Genomic DNA, 20,300 nt, shown 5'->3' with positions numbered 1-20,300 from the left:
CAGCATCGTATGAAATAGCCCGTTTTATTAATTTTGTCCCTCATTTACTCCGCCTGCCGCAATTATTGAAAATAAAAGTCAGTAAACTGTCATTCTTTGTATGTAATATCGCCCTGAAATAGCCTTTTTATATAACCTGGCGGATAATTCTTGTACTGACACTTTAGCAAAACGTGTTATTTTCAACTTTTATTGCACAATTTCAAATATTTTTTTATCAACAAAATCAACAATATAGATCAATTAACCCGCAATTTTTTAGGGTTTTTAAGACGATAATCTTATCCGGTATGATCCATATCAATTTCTACCCTATACTCCTTTGTTAGTATCTCGTTGCTGACAAATTTCAGGAGAACGTTAGTGTGAAAGCTGACAATCCGTTCGACCTACTGTTACCCGCCGCGATGGCTAAAGTCGCTGAAGAAGCGGGAGTATATAAAGCGACCAAACAACCGCTTACTACTTTTTTCCTGGCTATCACCGCTGGCGTGTTTATTTCCATCGCCTTTGTCTTCTATATCACCGTCACCACCGGTACAGGCGCAGTACCCTGGGGCCTGGCAAAACTGGTCGGCGGCATCTGTTTCTCATTGGGATTAATGCTGGTAGTGGTCTGCGGCGCGGATCTGTTTACTTCTACCGTGCTGATTGTGGTGGCTAAAGCCAGCGGTCGCATCAGCTGGTTACAGCTGGCACGTCACTGGATTAACGTTTACATCGGCAACCTGTTTGGCGCACTGTTCTTTGTCGCCCTGATTTGGTTTTCCGGTGAACATATGTTGGCCAACGGCGCATGGGGCCTTAACGTGCTGCAAACCGCCGATCATAAAATGCATCACTCGTTTATCGAGGCTGTCTGTCTGGGCACATTGGCTAACCTGATGGTTTGCCTGGCGGTATGGATGAGTTATTCCGGCCGCACGCTGACAGATAAAATGCTGGCGATGGTGCTGCCCGTCGCGATGTTTGTCGCCTGCGGCTTTGAACACAGCATCGCCAATATGTTTATGATCCCGATGGCTATCGTCATCCGCGATTTCGCTTCACCCGAGTTCTGGCAGGCAGCAGGCGCTACCGCCGATCAGTTCTCCAGCCTGACCGTCAGCAACTTTATTGTCGACAACCTGATTCCTGTCACCATCGGCAACATTATCGGTGGCGGTATTCTGGTCGGACTCACTTATTGGGTTATCTATTTACGCGGCGGCGATAAACATCAACACTAGCCGCCGGGCTTAAGCATACTGAACCGGCCGTCTGTTCAGACGACCGGAACGACGAAAGAACTCCACAAATAAGGTAGGTATCAAATGACCGAGCTTAATCAAAAATTGGCCTCAGCCTGGGAAACTTTCACCGCGGGCGAATGGCAGAATGCCGTCGATGTGCGCGACTTTATTCAGAAAAACTACACGCCGTATGAAGGTGACGAGTCTTTCCTCGCCGGTGCCACTGAAGCCACCACCGCGCTGTGGGAAAGCGTTCTTGAAGGCATCAAAATTGAGAACCGCACCCATGCGCCGGTCGATTTTGATACCGACCTCGCATCAACTATTACTTCGCACGACGCCGGTTTCATCAACAAGAAACTGGAAAAAATCGTCGGCCTGCAAACTGAAGCTCCGCTGAAACGCGGCCTGATTCCGTTTGGCGGCATCAAGATGGTTGAAGGTTCCTGTAAAGTATATGGTCGCGAGCTGGATCCGTCCCTGAAAAAAATCTTCACCGAATATCGTAAAACCCATAACCAGGGCGTATTCGATGTGTATACCCCGGATATCCTGCGTTGCCGTAAATCAGGCGTGCTGACCGGCCTGCCTGATGCTTATGGTCGTGGACGCATCATCGGTGACTACCGCCGCGTTGCGCTGTACGGTATCGATTTCCTGATGAAAGATAAATTCGCCCAGTTCACTTCGCTGCAGAGCGATATGGAAAATGGCGTTGATCTTGAAGCCACTATCCGTCTGCGTGAAGAGATTGCTGACCAGCACCATGCACTGGCGCAAATTAAAGAGATGGCAGCAAAATATGGCTGCGATATCTCCGGCCCGGCTACGAATGCGCTGGAAGCAGTACAGTGGACATACTTCGGCTACCTGGCAGCGGTTAAATCGCAGAACGGTGCAGCAATGTCATTTGGTCGTGTTTCGACCTTCCTTGATATCTACATTGAACGCGATCTGAAAGCCGGCAAGATCACTGAGCAAGAAGCACAGGAACTGATCGACCACCTGGTAATGAAACTGCGTATGGTGCGTTTCCTGCGTACTCCTGAGTATGATGAGCTGTTCTCTGGCGACCCAATCTGGGCCACCGAGTCACTGGCAGGTATGGGCGTTGATGGCCGTACGCTGGTCAGTAAATCCAGCTTCCGCTTCCTGAATACGCTGTACACCATGGGCCCGTCTCCTGAGCCAAACATGACCATTCTGTGGTCTGAAAAACTGCCACTGAACTTTAAAAAATACGCGGCGAAAGTTTCCATCGATACGTCATCAGTGCAGTACGAAAATGATGATCTGATGCGTCCTGATTTTGACAACGATGACTACGCGATTGCCTGCTGCGTCAGCCCAATGATCGTCGGTAAACAAATGCAGTTCTTTGGTGCCCGCGCTAACCTGGCGAAAACCATGCTGTACGCCATCAACGGCGGCATCGATGAAAAAATGAAAATGCAGGTTGGTCCAAAAGAAGCGCCAATCATGGATGAAGTCCTGGACTTCGATATCGTGATGGATCGTTTGGATCACTTTATGGACTGGCTGGCCAAACAGTATGTGACCGCGCTGAACGTCATTCACTATATGCATGACAAATACAGCTACGAAGCATCACTGATGGCTCTGCATGACCGCGATGTTTATCGTACTATGGCATGTGGTATCGCCGGCCTGTCCGTTGCGGCTGACTCACTGTCAGCGATTAAATACGCTAAAGTGAAACCAGTGCGTGATGAAGATGGCCTGGCGATTGACTTTGAAATCGAAGGTGAATATCCGCAGTTTGGTAACAACGACCCGCGCGTTGATGATCTGGCCTGTGATCTGGTTGAACGCTTCATGAAGAAAATTCAGCAGCTGAAAACTTATCGCAATGCGGTGCCAACGCAGTCAGTACTGACCATCACCTCAAACGTGGTGTACGGTAAGAAAACCGGTAACACACCGGATGGTCGTCGCGCCGGTGCACCGTTCGGACCAGGTGCTAACCCAATGCACGGTCGTGACCAGAAAGGCGCGGTTGCATCACTGACTTCAGTGGCGAAACTGCCGTTTGCCTACGCGAAAGACGGTATCTCTTATACCTTCTCTATCGTGCCAAACGCGCTGGGCAAAGATGACGACGTGCGTAAAACCAACCTTGCTGGCCTGATGGATGGCTATTTCCATCACGAATCCAGCATCGAAGGCGGTCAGCACCTTAACGTCAACGTGATGAACCGTGAGATGCTGCTGGATGCAATGGATAATCCGGAAAAATATCCGCAGCTGACCATTCGCGTTTCAGGTTATGCAGTGCGTTTTAACTCGCTGACCAAAGAACAGCAGAAGGACGTAATTACCCGTACCTTCACTAAGTCGCTGTAATCTTAGTCGCCTGAGGGCTTAACAAAGGCTCCACCCGTGGAGCCTTTTTAGTTAAAGCCTGCTTTGCCAGCCATCTGCACGTCAGGTCGCTGGCAAAACAGTCTTACATAACGCAGCGCTTAAAGACTGCGTAACCTGTCACTGACAGGTTCACCATGGAGAACTCATCGCAATGTCAGCTATCGGTCGTATTCACTCATTCGAATCCTGCGGAACCGTAGACGGTCCCGGCATCCGTTTTATCACCTTCTTTCAGGGCTGCCTGATGCGCTGCCTGTACTGCCATAACCGTGATACCTGGGACACCCACGGCGGTACTGAGATCACCGTGGAAGAGTTGATGAAGGATGTGGTTTCCTATCGCCACTTTATGAATGCCTCCGGCGGCGGCGTAACCGCATCGGGCGGCGAAGCGATTTTGCAGGCGGAGTTTGTCCGCGACTGGTTTCGTGCCTGCCATGCGGAAGGTATTCATACCTGTCTCGATACCAATGGCTTTGTGCGCCGCTATGATCCGGTAATTGATGAACTGCTGGATGTGACCGACTTAGTGATGCTGGATCTGAAACAGATGAATGATGATATCCATCAAAATCTGGTCGGCGTTTCTAATCACCGCACGCTGGACTTCGCCCGCTATATTGCTAAACGCGGTATCCGGACCTGGATCCGTTATGTCGTGGTTCCAGGCTATTCGGATGATGATGATTCAGCGCACAAGCTGGGAGAATTTACCCGCGACATGGGCAACGTCGAGAAAATCGAGCTACTGCCTTATCATGAGTTGGGTAAACATAAATGGATTGCGATGGGCGAAGAGTACAAGCTGGACGGCGTCAAGCCACCGACAGCTGACACCATGGATCGCATAAAGCATATTCTTGAAGGCTATGGTCACAAGGTAATGTATTGATACCGGCGGCGAAAACGCCTTCTTAGATCTTTGTCAGTCAGGGGCGGCTAACGTTTTAGCCGCCCCTGAACATATTCAGGCGTGAGCAATTGGCGTCGCGTGCTGGTCGGCTTTACGCAGCAGCATCACCAGATACACCAGCGCCACCGCCGCAATCATCACAAACAGCAGATTGTCCGAATAATTCTGCATCAGCATTGACGTCATGGTAGGCCCCACCAGGCTGCCAATGGTGTAACTTAACAACAGCGCCTGATTCATCGCCACTAATTCATGCCGGGTCACTTTCTCACAGGCCCAGGACATCGCCACCGGATACAGCGTAAAGCCTGCGCAACCGAGCACGAACAGCGCCGGGCCCATTGCAGCATCACTTAACATTGCAATTGCACCGACAATCATCACGAATACCTGCACGCGCAGCACCAGCAAGCGGCCAAAGCGGTCAGCAAGGCGGCCGACCGGCCATTGTCCGATAATCCCGGCACTGACCAGCAGCGCCATCCAGTACCCGACCGAAGCATCGCTCATGCCATGATGTGACAGCCACAGCGGCATCAGGCCGTACAATGACCCCAGAACCACGCCAGAGATAATGCAGCCGTTGATACCCAAACGTGCGCTACGACGGCGCAGCATCGACCACATGCGGCCTGGCGCCTCTTCTTCCTCACCACCGGTATTCACTTTAGTAAATATCAGCGGCAGAATAGCGGCAATCATCACGCCGGTGACCCACGGTAAAACATTCAGCAGCTCTGTCGACACTTTGCTGACCAGCAGCTGACCGACGACGGTACCAAGGTAGTAAACCATCATATATGCCGCCAGCAGCTGACCACGGTTGCGCACCGTGCCACTGCACATCAATGCGCTCTCAACCACCACCCAGATCAGCGCACAGCCCATCCCGGCAGCAAAACGCCCGAGGCTCCACGCCATAAAGCCACTGCTCATTCCTAACCATGCGGTCGCAAGGGCAAACACTACCGTCGCCAGATAGTAGCTGTAGTTAAAACCGAGACGTTTGATTAACCAACCCGCCACCAACGTTCCTGCGAGATTACCGGTAAAAAAGGATGAGCTAACCATCCCGACCTGCCAGGTAGGCAACCGATCGTGCGTCAACCAGAGTGGAACTAAGGTATTGAGCACGGCAATTGAAACCGTCAACAGTAATAAGCCGCAGAGCAGCAAGATGACAGGGCGAGACCAGGTGGACATAGATGAAACGGCCAAAGTAAGCAGGGAGATTTGGCGCGCATATTGCCATTACTAATGCTAATGTCAACGCACAGAAATCGACCATCGCACGATTTGCCTGAGACCGATTTAATTTTTTTATCTACAACGGCTTACGGATAAATGTGGTAACCCCCGCAAAGCGAAATATCTCTATGATTTATCGAATTTTTCGCCAAATATCGCCGGTTGAGATCCATCATTTTTATTGCTGATAAAATTTACTCATAGTCGTAAAAAAAGCCCGGCAACTTATCGTTGCCGGGCTTTCTGAAGCGATGAAACTTTCAGCGCTGTTAGCCGATAAATTCCAGCCCTTTCATATAAGGACGCAATACTTCCGGCACCTGAATACGACCATCAGCTTGCTGATAGTTTTCCAGTACCGCAACCAGCGCGCGACCAACAGCCAGGCCGGAACCGTTCAGGGTATGGACCAGACGCGGTTTCTTCTCGGTTTTGCTGCGGCAACGGGCCTGCATACGGCGCGCCTGGAAATCACTCATATTCGAACATGAAGAGATCTCACGGTAGGTATCTTGCGCCGGCAGCCAGACTTCAAGGTCGTAAGTTTTTGTCGCACCGAAACCCATATCGCCAGTACACAGCAGCACTTTACGATAAGGCAGGTTCAGCAGTTGCAACACTTTCTCAGCGTGACCAGTCAGTTCTTCCAGCGCCTGCATGGAGTCTTCCGGACGAACGATCTGCACCATTTCAACTTTATCAAACTGGTGCATACGGATCAGACCACGGGTGTCACGGCCATAAGAACCGGCTTCAGAACGGAAGCATGGCGTGTGCGCCGTCATCTTCAGCGGCAGAGACTCTTCCTCGACAATTTCGTCACGCACGAGGTTGGTCAACGGCACTTCTGAAGTCGGAATCAGCGCATAACTGCTGCTCTCTGACTCTTCTTCCAGCGGACGCGTATGGAACAGATCTTCGCCAAACTTCGGCAGCTGACCGGTGCCGTACAGCGAGGCGTGGTTAACCAGGTAAGGCACGTAGGTTTCCAGATAACCGTGCTGCTCAGTGTGCAGATCGATCATAAACTGGCTCAGTGCGCGATGCATACGCGCGATCTGACCTTTCATCACCACAAAACGTGAACCGGTCAGTTTAACCGCAGAGGCAAAATCCAGCCCCTGTGCCATCTCGCCCAGTTCAACGTGGTCACGAATGGTAAAATCAATTTTACGTGGTTCGCCCCAGCGGCTGATTTCCAGATTCTCGCTGTCATCTTTACCCAGCGGAACTTCATCAGACGGCAGGTTAGGCATGGTCAGCGCGAAGTCGCGAATTTCATTCTGCAGTGCATCCAGCTCAGACTTGGCGGCGTCAAGACGTTCGCCCAGTGTATTCACTTCCTGACGCAACGACTCGATATCTTCCCCACGCGCTTTGGCCTGACCGATGGATTTGGATCGGGAGTTACGCTCTGCCTGCAGATTTTCAGTTTCGACCTGCAACACTTTACGACGCTCTTCGAGGGAGCGCAGCGTGTCAACATCCAGTTTAAATCCTCGGCGTGCCAGTTTTTCAGCGACTGCGTCTGGCTCGTTACGCAGCAGATTGGGATCGAGCATGCTAATCCTGTGATTATTATGGTTGAGTAACACCCAGAGTTGCTGAAGTTTCAGCAGCAGCATCAGCAGTATTCACCGATTCGAAGGCCTGACCGTAGTCAGCTTATCGTGATTGGTGAGCGTGTTGCCTGGCTGCAACTCCAATAACGTTGGGTAATAAATTAGAGGGACGCATCCGCATATCCGGCGAATACGTTGAATTCATTGCTAACCTTACCGCAACGTCTGAATTAGCGGTAGCGTTTTGTCGGGCTATTTTGATCCTGACCGGTTAACCAGGCGAGCTTTTCGCCAATTTTACCCTCAAGACCGCGAGAAGTTGGCTGATAATAGCGCGTTTGGGCCATCTGTTGCGGGAAGTAGTTTTCACCTGCAGCATAGGCATTAGGTTCATCGTGAGCATAACGATACTCGGCACCCAGCCCCATCTCTTTCATCAGTTTTGTCGGTGCATTACGAAGGTGCTCCGGCACATCGTAATCGGGGTTTTCACGCGCATCGCGCATTGCCGCTTTAAATGCGGTATACACTGCATTGCTCTTTGGCGCGCAGGCAAGGTAGACAATCGCCTGAGCAATCGCGCGTTCACCCTCTGCCGGGCCGACGCGGGTAAAACAATCCCAGGCGGAAATGGCGACCTGCATGCCACGCGGATCGGCATTGCCGACGTCTTCCGAAGCGATCGCCAGCAAACGTCGGGCGACATACAGCGGATCGCCGCCTGCGGTAATAATGCGAGCATACCAGTAAAGCGCCGCATCGGGTGCTGAACCACGCACCGACTTGTGCAGCGCCGAAATTAAGTCGTAAAAACGGTCGCCTTTATTATCGAAACGGGCGCTGCGTTCACCGGAAACCTCATTCAACAGTTGCGGTGTCAGTTCGCGCTGGCCCTGCGCATTGGTTTCGGCCATATCGGCCATCATTTCCAGCGTATTCAGCGCACGGCGCGCATCGCCATTCACCAGCTCGGCAATCATCGCGCGGGTATTATCGGGCAACAAAATATTCTGGCTGCCATAACCGCGCTCACTATCGCTCATCGCCTGTTCAAGCACCTGCTCTATATCAGCGGTAGTCAGTGATTTCAGTAAGTAGACACGCGCCCGCGACAGCAGCGCCGAGTTCAGCTCAAAGGAAGGATTCTCGGTAGTAGCACCGATGAAAGTGATAGTGCCATCTTCGATGTGCGGCAGAAAGGCATCCTGCTGGCTTTTATTGAAGCGATGCACCTCGTCAACAAACAAGATGGTGCGACGGCCAGCGTTACGATTTTGTCGCGCGCGCTCTATCGCCTCACGGATCTCTTTCACCCCTGAGGTGACGGCGGAAATGCGCTCAACATCAGCCTTGCCGTAATGGCCAATAATTTCTGCCAGTGTGGTTTTACCGGTCCCTGGCGGCCCCCATAAAATCATCGAGTGCAAGTGACCGGCTTCGATGGCGCGCGGCAACGGTTTTCCCGCTGCCAGCAAGTGCTGTTGGCCGATATATTGCGCCAGCGTGTTGGGCCGCATACGCGCGGCCAACGGCTGAAACTCGTTATGAGAAAAATCCAGGGACAGATTACTCACTTAAACCTCACTGACGCTGATCGTCAACCGTCACGCCTTTAGGTGGCGTAAAAGTAAACTTGTCAGCACTTACTGCACCATTCTGCTGGGTTTTCAGCGTATAAGAACTGCGCTGATCGTCTTGCTCAATGGCACTGAACTGATTAATGGTGCCATTAGGTGAAACGTTGATGGTGAACTGCTTCAGGTTACCGGCGGCGCTTTTCGGCGTCAGTGCAAAATTGTCGCCCTGCTGCTTAATGTTGTACTGCTGCCAGTCGCTGGACTGGTTACGTGCAATCAGCATAAATGGCGTGTTGCTGGTAGCATCTTTCAGCCAGCTGGCACTGACCTGCTCGACAAACGGGTTGTAAAACCACAAAGTTTTGCCGTCGGAGATCAGCACGCTTTCATCCGGCGCTGTCATATGCCAGTTAAACAGATTCGGCCGTTGAACCCACAGCTCACCTTCACCATCCTGTACCGAAGAGCCGCTGGCATCGGTAACTTTCTGCGTAAAGCTGGCATGGAAGCTTTTAACTTTGCCCAGGCGTTGCTGCAAATCACTGGCAGCATCAGCCAGTGCAGCCGTCGAAGTCAGGGTAGCCAGCAGGCAGCAAGAAAGTAATAATTTTTTCATTTATATATCCCGTCGTTACGAGCCGTGAAAATCATCGGCACGGGTAGCAATATCGCCGCCCTTAAGTGTGGTAAACAACATTGGCACGGGCGGCAGTAATGCCGTCCGTGCCAATACCAGGCGATCTATTACATCTCATGAGACGGTGGAGCCAGTACTTCACGATTACCGTTATGACCCGGTGATGACACAATCCCCTGTGCCTCCATCTGCTCGATAATTCGTGCCGCACGGTTGTAGCCGATGCGGAACTGACGCTGCACGCCAGAAATCGACGCACGTCGTTTCTCAACGATAAATGCCACCGCCTGATCGAACAGTGGATCCAGCTCTTCGTCAGTATCGAGACCCAGACTGCCACCTTCGCCCTCTTCACCAGCAGTTATGCTGTCGATATATTGCGGGCGACCGCGTGCTTTCCAGTCCTGCACCACCGCATGTACCTCTTCATCACGGACGAATGCGCCATGCACACGTACCGGTATCGAGGAGTTCGGTGGCATATACAGCATATCACCCATTCCCAACAGCGATTCGGCACCGGCCTGATCGAGGATGGTACGCGAGTCAATTTTACTCGATACGGTAAAGGCGATACGGGTCGGAATGTTGGCCTTAATCAGACCGGTAATCACATCCACCGATGGACGCTGGGTCGCCAGTACCAGGTGGATACCTGCCGCACGGGCTTTTTGAGCCAGACGCGCAATCAGCTCTTCCACTTTTTTACCGACTGCCATCATCAGGTCGGCGAACTCATCCACCATCACCACGATATAAGGCAGTTTCTCCAGCACCGGCGGTGTGGTTTCCATGCTGTCGCCCGGCTTCCAGAATGGATCGGGAATCGGACGGCCCATCGCCGCAGCCTGCTCAATCTTCTCGTTGTAACCGGCCAGATTGCGCACGCCCAGCGCCGACATCAGCTTATAACGACGCTCCATTTCACCGACACTCCAACGCAGCGCATTAGCAGCATCTTTCATATCGGTTACCACTTCCGTCAGCAGATGCGGAATACCCTCGTAAACCGACAGCTCGAGCATTTTCGGGTCGATCATAATAAAGCGCACTTCTTCCGGCGTGGCTTTATACAACATACTGATAATCATGGCGTTAACGCCAACTGACTTACCAGAACCGGTGGTACCCGCCACCAGCAAGTGCGGCATTTTACCTAAATCTGCCACCACCGGTTGACCAGCGATATCTTTACCCAGCACCACGGAAAGCGGCGATGGATTGTCGCGGAATTTCGCACAGTCCAGCACTTCGCGCAGGTAAACCGTCTGACGACGTTTGTTTGGCAGTTCCAGTCCGACATAAGGCTTACCTGGAATCACCTCTACCACACGCACCGCCACGGCGGATAACGAGCGCGCCAGGTCACGGGACAAGTTGGAGATTCGGGCAGCTTTTACCCCCGGCGCCAAATCCAGTTCGTAACGCGTAATCACCGGCCCTGGCGAAATGCCCACCACTTCGGCTTTAACGCGATAATCCGCCAGCCGCGCCTCAACCAGACGTGCCGTCTGCTCCAGCGCAAACATATCAACCGGCTCCTCTTCCGCTGGCGGCGAGGTCAGCAGATCTAAGGTTGGCAGCGGCGTGGCAGGTTTATGCAGCGGCTGCTCGTGACGCATCAGGAACGGGTGAATCAGACTGTCGACAGCAGGTTCTGCGGGTTTCTGCACGGCAGCGGCTGGCTGAGCTGCGGGTGCAGACTGCCAGCTGGCCGCTGACGATGCCGTCGGCTGCTGAACGGGCTGTGGCGCATACTGCGGTGCCGCTGGTGCGGACTGCGGCGCGTACTGTGGTGCCGCTGGTGCTGGAGCCGGTTGCTGCCAGGCTGGCGTAGCCGGTTGCGGCGGCTCAACATGATATTCAGGCTGGGCTTCTGCTTCCGGCATTGCATCCAGGGTAAACAGCGGCTCTGTCGGGCCGTCGTCAACCAGATCGTCCATTGGCGAGAAGTCAAAGGCACGCGACGTGTCTAAAGAGAAACTCTGCACCGGTTCAGCCTGAGCCGGCTCTTGCGTGTAACGCTGTTGCTGCTGTTCAGCGAACTGACGCGCCAGCACCGCCTGTTGTAGCGCCTCTTCATCCTCTTGCTCCGGCGCAAACTCTTCGCCATAGCGCTGTTGCTGCTGTGTCATAAAGGCTTCACGCAGCTGCGACTCCTGCATCATCGCCTGTTCATCTTCATCCGGCTGCACAGCCGCCGTTACAGGCTGCGGCGCTAGCTGTTGCTCCTGCTCTTTGGCCTTCTCTTCGGCGATGCGCTGGGATGGCAGCTTAATACCATAAGAAGCCAGTTCACGACGCGTTGGTAGTTTCACCGGATTTGGGCGCGGTAGTTCAGGGCCAATACCCTGTTTTACCTGTGGATTACCGTCGCTGCCGCTGGTCGCAGTGAACCCCGGCATAAATGCCGCTGCACTGGCTGCAACCTTCGCGGCATCGGCAACGCTGCCCGGCTGCGGCGAATTCGCGGCAATCGCCGTCGGCTCAGCTTGTGGAGCCGAGAAATCAAACGGTGAAGCGGTAGATGCTGACGTGTCACGCCAGTTGCCCATGCGCGGGCCATCATCTTCACTCTCCAACGGATGATTCGGCGCAGGTGTTTCGTCCGGTACTTCAAAACGATACACCGGTGGCGCTTCAGGCTGTGGCGCAGGGACGTCTGCCGGAGCTGGCTGGCCGATCGCAGGTGCGGCAACCGCTGCGGCAACCGGACGCTCTGCCGCCGTATCCGGGGCCGTCACTTCAGGTGCTGGCGCACGTTGCGCAGCATTCGCGGTTGCCGCCAGTGCAGCCGTGGTCGCCGCTGCGGCTTTCGCTAACAGTGGGTCCTGCGTTTCAGCGTCTTCATCTTCGCCCTGCTGTTGCGCGGCAACTAGCTTCGGTGCCGACAGCAATACGTCGTCGTCATCATGCGCCGCCACTTTCTGTGCCGGAACAGCGCGGGGTTGATCGTCTTCCTCTTCCTCTTCCTCTTCCTGCCACCGTTCATCGTGGCGGGAGCGGTTACTGGCAAAAGTCAGCACGCCCATCACCGTGCCGCCAATTTTTTCGGCAATCATCAGCCATGACCAGCCGGTATACAGCGTCAGTCCCGCCGCCCAAACGCACAGCAGGGTTAATGTTCCGCCCGCACCATTAAAATAGGGTGCCATCGCATTACTCACCAGGCTGCCAATTACGCCGCCCGATGCGAAATACCAGATGTCATCAGCGTTAATCGCCGCCAGTCCGCAGGTGGTGATCACCAGCGCCAGCACGCCGATCAAGCGTAATGCTACCGCGAAATAGTCGATGTAATCCTGGCTGTCACGCTGGCGGAAGGTGATCCAGCAAAGTCCCAGAATAACCGGAGGAATGGCATAGGCCATTACGCCAAAAATAAACAGCAATGTATCGGCAAGCCACGCGCCCGGCGCGCCACCGAGATTGTGAATCGGTTCATGCCAGGCGGTCTGTGACCAACTGGGATCGGAAGGATTGAAGCTCAGCAGCGCAGCCATCAAATAAACGGCGAAAAGAGCAACAATAATTAACAGCGCTTCGAGTAAACGACGTCCACTACTCAGCGGCTGCAAGGTAACTTCTTTATCTTCTGTGTATTCCTGGCTCAAGAGTACTCTCCAGGTGCCTGTAAACTTGGAAGGCAACAGCGCCGGGCAAGCCCGACGCTGAACCTGTATGAATTCACAGGAGTGTACCGAAATCTATCAGGTTTTGCACCTGCCCTGTGTTACCGCGTTTTAATCACTAAGCGGTTACTTTGTTTCACTTCTTCCATGACAACGTAGGTGCGTGTGTCATTCACACCAGGCAGACGCAGCAAGGTTTCCCCCAGCAATTTACGATAAGCCGACATATCAGGAACACGCGTTTTCAACAGATAGTCGAAATCGCCAGAAACGAGGTGACACTCTTGAGTTTCCTCAAGTTTTTGAACTGCGGCGTTAAATTGCTCAAACACGTCGGGCGCACCACGATTCAGAGTAATCTCAACAAAAACCAGCAGTGAAGCATCAAGATAATGCGGGTTCAGCTGCGCGGTATAGCCAAGAATAAAACCCTGACGCTCCAGGCGACGCACGCGCTCAAGACACGGCGTTGGCGATAAGCCAACCCGTTTGGAAAGTTCGACGTTAGAAATTCGACCATCCTTTTGCAGCTCATTGAGGATATTACGGTCGATTCTGTCGAGATCTTTACCGGGGCGTTTTTTATTGTCTACCATTATTATTGTCTCTCTTAATTCCTTCCCTTTACCTGCCACACCCTGCACGACATCTATGTAACAGAGTTGTTTGAAGTGAAGACATTGAGTCTGTTGCTCGATAAGCGCCATCCATATGACGCATGTTGCCTGTCCACACCATGCGTCATGACAAATGACAGACTGAGTTTATTCGGAGTAATGTGCGAAACACGGTATGAAACCCTGCTCTGCTGCCCTAAAAACCCTCTGCTTCCCATAATGTTTTCGCAAAAGCGCAGCCGATTGTCAAAGTAAAACAAACAAAATCAGTACAACATGCCATATGCCGTGCTGCACGACTGTTTTTAAAAAGGTATTTTTGCTTTGAACGGCGCGCTGTTGCTGCCCGCTGCTGGTTTTTTACCCGGCAGCGTGACACCCGTGATTCATCGGTCAAAACTGTTGCATCGATTGTTAACAAAATTTCAGAATGCTTTTGTTGCGGCGTTAAATTCCCTACAATCCCTGAATATGTTTGCCAGTTAACAAACGAGGGTCTCATGGGCACGGCCAAACACAGTAAATTATTAATTCTGGGCTCTGGTCCAGCAGGCTATACCGCCGCAGTTTACGCAGCGCGCGCTAACCTGAATCCGGTGCTGATTACCGGTCTGGAAAAAGGCGGTCAGCTGACCACGACCACTGACGTGGAGAACTGGCCAGGCGATCCGAGCGAATTAACCGGCCCGCTGCTGATGGAACGCATGCATGAGCATGCGGTGAAGTTCAACACCGAGATTATTTTCGACCATATTCATACCGTTGATTTGCAGAATCGTCCGTTCCGTCTGACCGGCGACAGCGGTGAATACACCGCGGATGCTCTGATCATCGCAACCGGCGCGTCTGCTCGTTACCTGGGTCTGCCTTCGGAAGAAGCCTTCAAAGGCAAAGGCGTTTCCGCTTGTGCTACCTGTGACGGCTTTTTCTATCGTAACCAGAAAGTGGCGGTAATTGGCGGCGGCAATACTGCCGTTGAAGAAGCGCTTTATCTGGCAAATATCGCGGCAGAAGTTCATCTGATTCACCGCCGTGACAGCTTCCGTGCTGAAAAAATCCTGATCGACCGGCTGATGGAAAAAGTTAAAAACGGCAATATCGTGCTGCATACCGATCGGACGCTGGAAGAAGTGGTCGGCGATCAGATGGGCGTGACTGGTGTGCGTCTGCGTGCGGTTTCCGGAAGTGAAGAGATTGAACAGCTGGATGTTGCCGGCCTGTTTGTGGCGATTGGTCACAGTCCAAACACCGCTATCTTTAACGGTCAGCTGGAGCTGGAAAACGGTTATATCAAGGTTCAGTCGGGTATTCACGGCAATGCTACCCAGACCAGTATTCCTGGGGTGTTTGCCGCCGGTGACGTGATGGATCATATTTATCGCCAGGCGATTACTTCAGCCGGTACCGGTTGTATGGCAGCGCTCGACGCTGAACGCTATCTTGACGGATTAGTTAAGAACGATAAGTAAGTTGTTAAAACACTGATCGAATTTTACAACGGCGACTGCTCATCAGTCGCCTTTTTTCATTCTGCCATGTACCATTGCCAGCGACTTATCGTTGGGTCATTTATGTGGCACTCCCCGGTGGCTGCCAGTTTCGTTTTTCTGCAAGAACGGTAACTGATGAACAAGACACGTCAACAACAACTTACCCGCTGGCTGAAACAACAGAGCGTGCATGCGCGCCGTTGGTTACGCCTCTCTTTTCTGCTTGGCCTGATCAGCGCGCTGTTAATCATTGCGCAAGCCTGGTTATTGGCGTCGCTGCTGCATAAGCTGGTTGCGCTTAATATTCCGCGTAGCGAATTAGTCAGCGATTTTATGCTGCTGTTAAGCTGCTTTATTGTCAGGGCGGCGATTGGCTGGCTGCGTGAACGTGTTGGCTTTTACTGTGGGCTGGCAATACGGCGCACGCTGCGTAAAACGGTATTAGATCGTCTGGATAAGTTAGGCCCGGCGTGGATTCAGGGTAAACCGGCCGGTAGCTGGGCAAGCCTGCTGCTGGAACAGATAGAAGAGATGCAGGATTACTATGCCCGCTATCTGCCGCAGATGTCGCTGGCAGTATTAATCCCCTGCTTTATTTTGATTGCCATCTTCCCGATCAACTGGGCATCTGGGGTTATTCTGTTGGCTACCGCCCCGCTAATCCCGCTGTTTATGGCGCTGGTAGGCATGGGGGCAGCGGATGCTAATCGCCGCAACTTTCTGGCGTTATCGCGTCTGAGCGGCCATTTTCTTGATCGATTACGGGGTCTGGAAACTTTACGCCTGTTCCACCGCGCCGCCGCTGAAACCGACAATATTAATACTGCCTCAGAGAGTTTTCGCCAGCGCACTATGGAAGTATTGCGCCTTGCCTTCCTCTCCTCGGCGGTTCTGGAATTTTTCGCGTCACTCTCTATTGCTATTGTGGCGGTCTACTTTGGTTTCTCCTATCTGGGTGAACTTAACTTCGGTCATTACGGCACCGGCGTTACGCTGTTTGCCGGTTTTCTGGTGCTGATCCTCGCACCGGAGTTTTTCCAGCCGCTGCGCGACCTCGGTACTTTTTATCATGCTAAAGCGCAGGCGGTAGGGGCTGCCGATTCGCTGCATACCTTCCTCAGCGAGACTGATGAAATCACCGTGGCACAAGGCGAGCGGATGCTTAACGCCGATGACGCGCTGACGCTGATCGCCAGCCAGCTGGTTATCCTGTCACCTGCTGGCTCAGTGCTGGCCGGGCCGCTTACTTTTACCCTGCAACCCGGGCAGCGGGTGGCGCTGGTCGGGCAAAGCGGCGCGGGTAAAAGCTCGCTGCTGAATGTTCTGTCTGGTTTTCTGCCCTATCAGGGTTCGTTGACGGTAAACGGTATTGAACTGCGTGAACTCAGCGCCGGGCACTGGCAGCAGCAGCTGGCGTGGGTTGGGCAAAATCCACAGTTACCGGCAACGACGCTGCGCGGCAATCTGCTGTCAGGTGAGTCGGGCGATACGGCGCAACTGCAGCACGCTATCCAGCAGGCTGGCGTCGGTGAGTTTCTGGCGCAACTGCCGCAGGGGCTGGATACTGAAATTGGCGATCATGCTGCCCGCCTGTCAGTGGGACAGGCGCAGCGCGTGGCGGTAGCACGTGCACTGCTGAAACCGTCGAGGCTGATGCTGCTCGATGAGCCAGGCGCCAGCCTCGACAGTGACAGTGAACATCAGGTGATGCGCACACTGTTGCAGGCTTCACAACAACAAACCACGCTGCTGGTCACTCATCAGCTGAATCAGCTGTCACAGTGGGATGAAATCTGGGTAATGCGCGATGGCCAGCTGATTCAGCAAGGCAGCTGGGATGCGCTGGTGGCGCAGAATGGGCCATTTGCCGAACTGTTATCTCAGCGCCAGGGAGCCATTGAATAATGAAAGCCCTTCTGCCTTTTCTGAAGCTCTATCGTCGACACTTTGTTCGCTTAACGCTGGGCGTACTGCTGGCGATCATCACCCTGCTGGCAAGCATCGGTTTGCTGACGCTATCGGGCTGGTTTCTCGCCGCCTCGTCGCTGGCGGGCTTTGCTGGCCTGTACACCTTTAATTATATGCTGCCGGCTGCTGGCGTGCGCGGCGCGGCGATTACCCGCACCGCGGCGCGTTATTTTGAGCGGCTGGTCAGTCACGACGGTACTTTCCGCGTGCTGCAACATTTGCGGGTGTTCACTTTCAGCAAATTGCTGCCGCTCTCCCCTGCCGGTATTGCGCGCTTTCGTCAGGGGGAATTACTCAATCTCCTGGTCGCGGACGTCGATACGCTCGATCATCTCTATTTACGGGTCATTTCACCGCTGGTCGGCGCATTGATGGTCATCCTGCTGGTGACCTTTGGCCTGAGCTTTCTGGACAGTCAACTGGCCACGACGCTTGGGCTGATTATGCTGCTGACGCTGCTGGTGATGCCGCCGCTATTTTATCGCGCCGGTCGTCCGGCAGGTGAAGCTATTACGCTGCTGCGCGGTCAGTATCGTCTGCAGCTGATTCGCTGGCTGCAGGGCAGCGCAGAACTGAAAATCTACGGTGCCGCCAGCACCTATCGTGCGCGTCTGGATGAGACCGAACGCCAGTGGCAAAAAGCGCAGCGTCAACAGGCCAGTCTGGGTGGATTATCACAGGCGATGATTCTGCTGATTAGCGGCGTGACCGTCACATTACTGCTGTGGCTCAGCGCCGGCGGAGTGGGTGAAATGACCCAGCCCGGCGCGCTGATTGCGCTTTTCGTGTTCTGCGCGCTGGCGTCGTTTGAAGCGCTGGCACCGGTAGGTGCAGCCTTCCAGCATTTAGGCCAGGTGGTGGCCTCTGCCGTGCGCGTCAACCAGATAATTGACCAGCCAGCGGCCGTCAGTTTTCCGCAGCAGCAACATGCCCGACCGGACGGCATGTCTGTGATGCTGAATAACGTCAGCTTCAGCTACCCTTCCGCCACTCGTCCGGCGATTAACGGCGTGTCGCTGTCGGTTGCCCGCGGAGAGAAGATTGCGCTACTGGGCCGCACCGGATGTGGCAAGTCGACGCTGTTGCAGCTGCTGACCCGCGCATGGGATCCACAAGCCGGTGACATACTGCTGGCAGGCCTGCCGCTGCGCGACTGGGATGAAGCCTCGCTGCGAGCCAGCACCAGCGTGGTCAGCCAGCGCGTGCATCTGTTCAGCCAGACACTGCGCGATAACCTGCTGTTGGCCGCGCCCGCCAGCAGTGATGATGCGCTGACTGCGGTTTTACAGCAGGTTGGCCTCGGTAAGCTGCTGGAGAACGAAGAAGGGCTGAATGCCTGGGTTGGTGAAGGTGGACGTCAGCTCTCCGGCGGTGAATTACGCCGTCTCGGTATTGCCCGCGCGCTGCTTCATGACAGCGATTTGCTGCTGCTGGATGAGCCGACCGAAGGGCTGGATGCCGAAACCGAGCGTCAGATCCTTGAGCTGCTGTGGCAACTGGGCAGCAGTAAAACGCTGATAATGGTCACTCACCGCTTGCAGGGGCTGGATAAACTCGACCGTATTTACGTGATGGATCAGGGAGCGATTCTTGAACAGGGGAATCATGCGGAATTGATTGCCAGACGTGGTCGTTACTGGCATTTTCACCAGCGCTTTGCGCTATAGTGTAAGTTCCTTGCCCGGTGAAAACAGACTATGCGACTGATCCAACTCTCACGTGACTCGCTGAATTTTCCGCCAGCCGAAATGGCGCTGAAAGAACCAAATGGCTTGCTGGCAATGGGCGGCGATCTCAGCCCTGCGCGCTTGCTTAATGCTTATCAGCGCGGAATTTTCCCGTGGTTCTCACCCGGCGATCCGATTCTCTGGTGGTCGCCCGATCCGCGCGCGGTAATGTTTCCCGAGCAGTTTCATCTCAGCCGCAGCATGAAACGCTTTCATCGCCGCTCCCCCTATCACGTCACCCTGAATCAGGCATTTGAGGCCGTGATTGAGGGCTGTGCCAGCGAACGCCATGAGGGAACCTGGATTACGCCACAGGTAAAACAGGCATGGCTGAAATTATTCACCATGGGCAATGCCCAGTCAGTCGAGGTGTGGCTTGAGGATCGCTTAGTCGGTGGCCTGTATGGGATGGCGCTGGGAAAAGTTTTCTGCGGCGAATCGATGTTCAGTCGAAGCGAAAATGCCTCAAAAACCGCGTTACTGGTGTTCAGCCAGCACTTTAGCCAGCATGGCGGGGAACTGATTGATTGTCAGGTATTAAATCCGCACACTGCCTCATTAGGCGCCAGAGAGATTTCACGCGCAGACTGGCTTGCACGGCTGCATTCGCTGGCACAACAGCCGGTGAGCAACGGCTGCTGGCAAGGGCAACGGCTTTTTTAATACTTGAAAATGAGGTTTTCCACGCAATTGCAGATAACAGTGCTATAATATGCGCGTTTGGTATGTCGTCCGCCGTTCGCTGCACCATCAGCGAGCCGGAATTACCAGGCTGGGAATCTCTCAACGCACCGTTTCTGAACTGTTTTAATTGTGCGAATGATGCAGACTTAAAGCAGATTCTTAGCTCGCTATTCCCCCGCTGACGTCATCACACCCAATATTTATTCGCCTGCTGCTGACGATGTAAATCGCATCAATCGCAGCAAGTGCTGGTGACATCACCAACAATTGTTTACATAATACTTGAAATTCGGCATTATCTTGCCGGTTCAAAACTAAGGTAGTCTACCTAGAGGATTCGATGGCCAAAGAAGACAATATTGAAATGCAAGGTACCGTACTTGATACGTTACCTAACACCATGTTCCGCGTTGAATTGGAAAACGGGCACGTGGTTACCGCTCATATCTCCGGTAAAATGCGCAAAAACTATATCCGCATCCTGACGGGCGACAAAGTCACTGTAGAGCTGACCCCGTACGACCTGAGCAAAGGCCGCATTGTCTTCCGTAGTCGCTGATTTGCCCCATTCAGTGTCGATGCGTTAAGCGAGCGACACCCGTAAAAAAAGGCCGGATAATTTATTATC

15 protein-coding genes are annotated in these 20,300 nt (G+C 53.4%); 8 read left to right on the top strand and 7 right to left on the bottom strand.

All coding sequences use genetic code 11. From position 1 onward, the window contains the following. The first annotated feature begins 365 nt into the window (after positions 1 to 365). The 3 genes from focA (at position 366) to pflA (ending at position 4,509) form a co-directional block, all read left to right on the top strand. A complete protein-coding gene (gene focA, locus RIN69_RS08245; RefSeq protein ID WP_313856752.1) occupies positions 366 to 1,229 on the top strand; it encodes a formate transporter FocA in 864 nt (287 codons plus the stop codon). Between the two features lie 84 nt (positions 1,230 to 1,313). Continuing rightward, positions 1,314 to 3,596, top strand: coding sequence for a formate C-acetyltransferase (gene pflB, locus RIN69_RS08240; protein ID WP_313856751.1), 2,283 nt, complete (start codon positions 1,314 to 1,316; stop codon positions 3,594 to 3,596). Between the two features lie 172 nt (positions 3,597 to 3,768). Then, positions 3,769 to 4,509: a pyruvate formate lyase 1-activating protein gene (gene pflA / locus RIN69_RS08235; RefSeq protein ID WP_313856749.1), complete on the top strand. Its 741-nt coding sequence runs from the start codon at positions 3,769 to 3,771 to the stop codon at positions 4,507 to 4,509. A gap of 75 nt (positions 4,510 to 4,584) precedes the next feature. Here pflA and RIN69_RS08230 read toward each other — a convergent pair whose 3' ends face one another. The 7 genes from RIN69_RS08230 to RIN69_RS08200 form a co-directional block, all read right to left on the bottom strand. Continuing rightward, on the bottom strand, positions 4,585 to 5,733 hold the full coding sequence (locus RIN69_RS08230) for an MFS transporter (RefSeq protein ID WP_313856748.1): 1,149 nt from the start codon (positions 5,731 to 5,733) through the stop codon (positions 4,585 to 4,587). Between the two features lie 314 nt (positions 5,734 to 6,047). Continuing rightward, complete coding sequence (serS, locus tag RIN69_RS08225; RefSeq protein ID WP_313856747.1) at positions 6,048 to 7,340, bottom strand: serine--tRNA ligase; 1,293 nt, start codon at positions 7,338 to 7,340, stop codon at positions 6,048 to 6,050. A gap of 230 nt (positions 7,341 to 7,570) precedes the next feature. Then, entirely contained in the window at positions 7,571 to 8,914 is a 1,344-nt protein-coding gene (locus tag RIN69_RS08220) for a replication-associated recombination protein A (protein WP_313856746.1), read from the bottom strand. Positions 8,915 to 8,921: 7 nt separating this feature from the next. Continuing rightward, on the bottom strand, positions 8,922 to 9,533 hold the full coding sequence (gene lolA / locus RIN69_RS08215) for an outer membrane lipoprotein chaperone LolA (protein WP_313856744.1): 612 nt from the start codon (positions 9,531 to 9,533) through the stop codon (positions 8,922 to 8,924). 128 nt (positions 9,534 to 9,661) lie between these two features. Then, positions 9,662 to 13,168, bottom strand: coding sequence for a DNA translocase FtsK 4TM domain-containing protein (locus tag RIN69_RS08210; RefSeq protein ID WP_313856743.1), 3,507 nt, complete (start codon positions 13,166 to 13,168; stop codon positions 9,662 to 9,664). A gap of 119 nt (positions 13,169 to 13,287) precedes the next feature. Beyond that, on the bottom strand, positions 13,288 to 13,782 hold the full coding sequence (gene lrp, locus RIN69_RS08205; RefSeq protein ID WP_006118610.1) for a leucine-responsive transcriptional regulator Lrp: 495 nt from the start codon (positions 13,780 to 13,782) through the stop codon (positions 13,288 to 13,290). Between the two features lie 217 nt (positions 13,783 to 13,999). Continuing rightward, positions 14,000 to 14,305, bottom strand: a complete 306-nt coding sequence (locus RIN69_RS08200; protein WP_313856742.1) for a hypothetical protein — start codon at positions 14,303 to 14,305, stop codon at positions 14,000 to 14,002. Between RIN69_RS08200 and trxB the strand changes: the two genes are divergently transcribed. The 5 genes from trxB (at position 14,304) to infA (ending at position 20,231) form a co-directional block, all read left to right on the top strand. Continuing rightward, complete coding sequence (gene trxB, locus RIN69_RS08195; RefSeq protein WP_313856741.1) at positions 14,304 to 15,272, top strand: thioredoxin-disulfide reductase; 969 nt, start codon at positions 14,304 to 14,306, stop codon at positions 15,270 to 15,272. The two genes, RIN69_RS08200 and trxB, sit on opposite strands and share 2 nt — an antisense overlap. 156 nt (positions 15,273 to 15,428) lie before the next feature. Then, positions 15,429 to 17,198: a heme ABC transporter permease/ATP-binding protein CydD gene (gene cydD / locus RIN69_RS08190; RefSeq protein ID WP_313856740.1), complete on the top strand. Its 1,770-nt coding sequence runs from the start codon at positions 15,429 to 15,431 to the stop codon at positions 17,196 to 17,198. After that, on the top strand, positions 17,198 to 18,928 hold the full coding sequence (gene cydC / locus RIN69_RS08185; protein WP_313856738.1) for a heme ABC transporter ATP-binding protein/permease CydC: 1,731 nt from the start codon (positions 17,198 to 17,200) through the stop codon (positions 18,926 to 18,928). Before cydD ends, cydC begins: the two co-directional genes overlap by 1 nt. 30 nt (positions 18,929 to 18,958) lie before the next feature. Further along, positions 18,959 to 19,651, top strand: a complete 693-nt coding sequence (gene aat / locus RIN69_RS08180; RefSeq protein WP_313856736.1) for a leucyl/phenylalanyl-tRNA--protein transferase — start codon at positions 18,959 to 18,961, stop codon at positions 19,649 to 19,651. A 361-nt stretch (positions 19,652 to 20,012) separates the two neighbouring features. Further along, entirely contained in the window at positions 20,013 to 20,231 is a 219-nt protein-coding gene (gene infA, locus RIN69_RS08175; RefSeq protein ID WP_002211347.1) for a translation initiation factor IF-1, read from the top strand. Positions 20,232 to 20,300 lie beyond the last annotated feature (69 nt).

Origin of the sequence: Winslowiella toletana (assembly GCF_032164335.1) — a bacterium.
GTDB lineage: Bacteria > Pseudomonadota > Gammaproteobacteria > Enterobacterales > Enterobacteriaceae > Erwinia > Erwinia toletana_A.
Note: the sequence above shows the minus strand (reverse complement) of the source record. Positions and strands in the feature narration are given on the sequence as shown.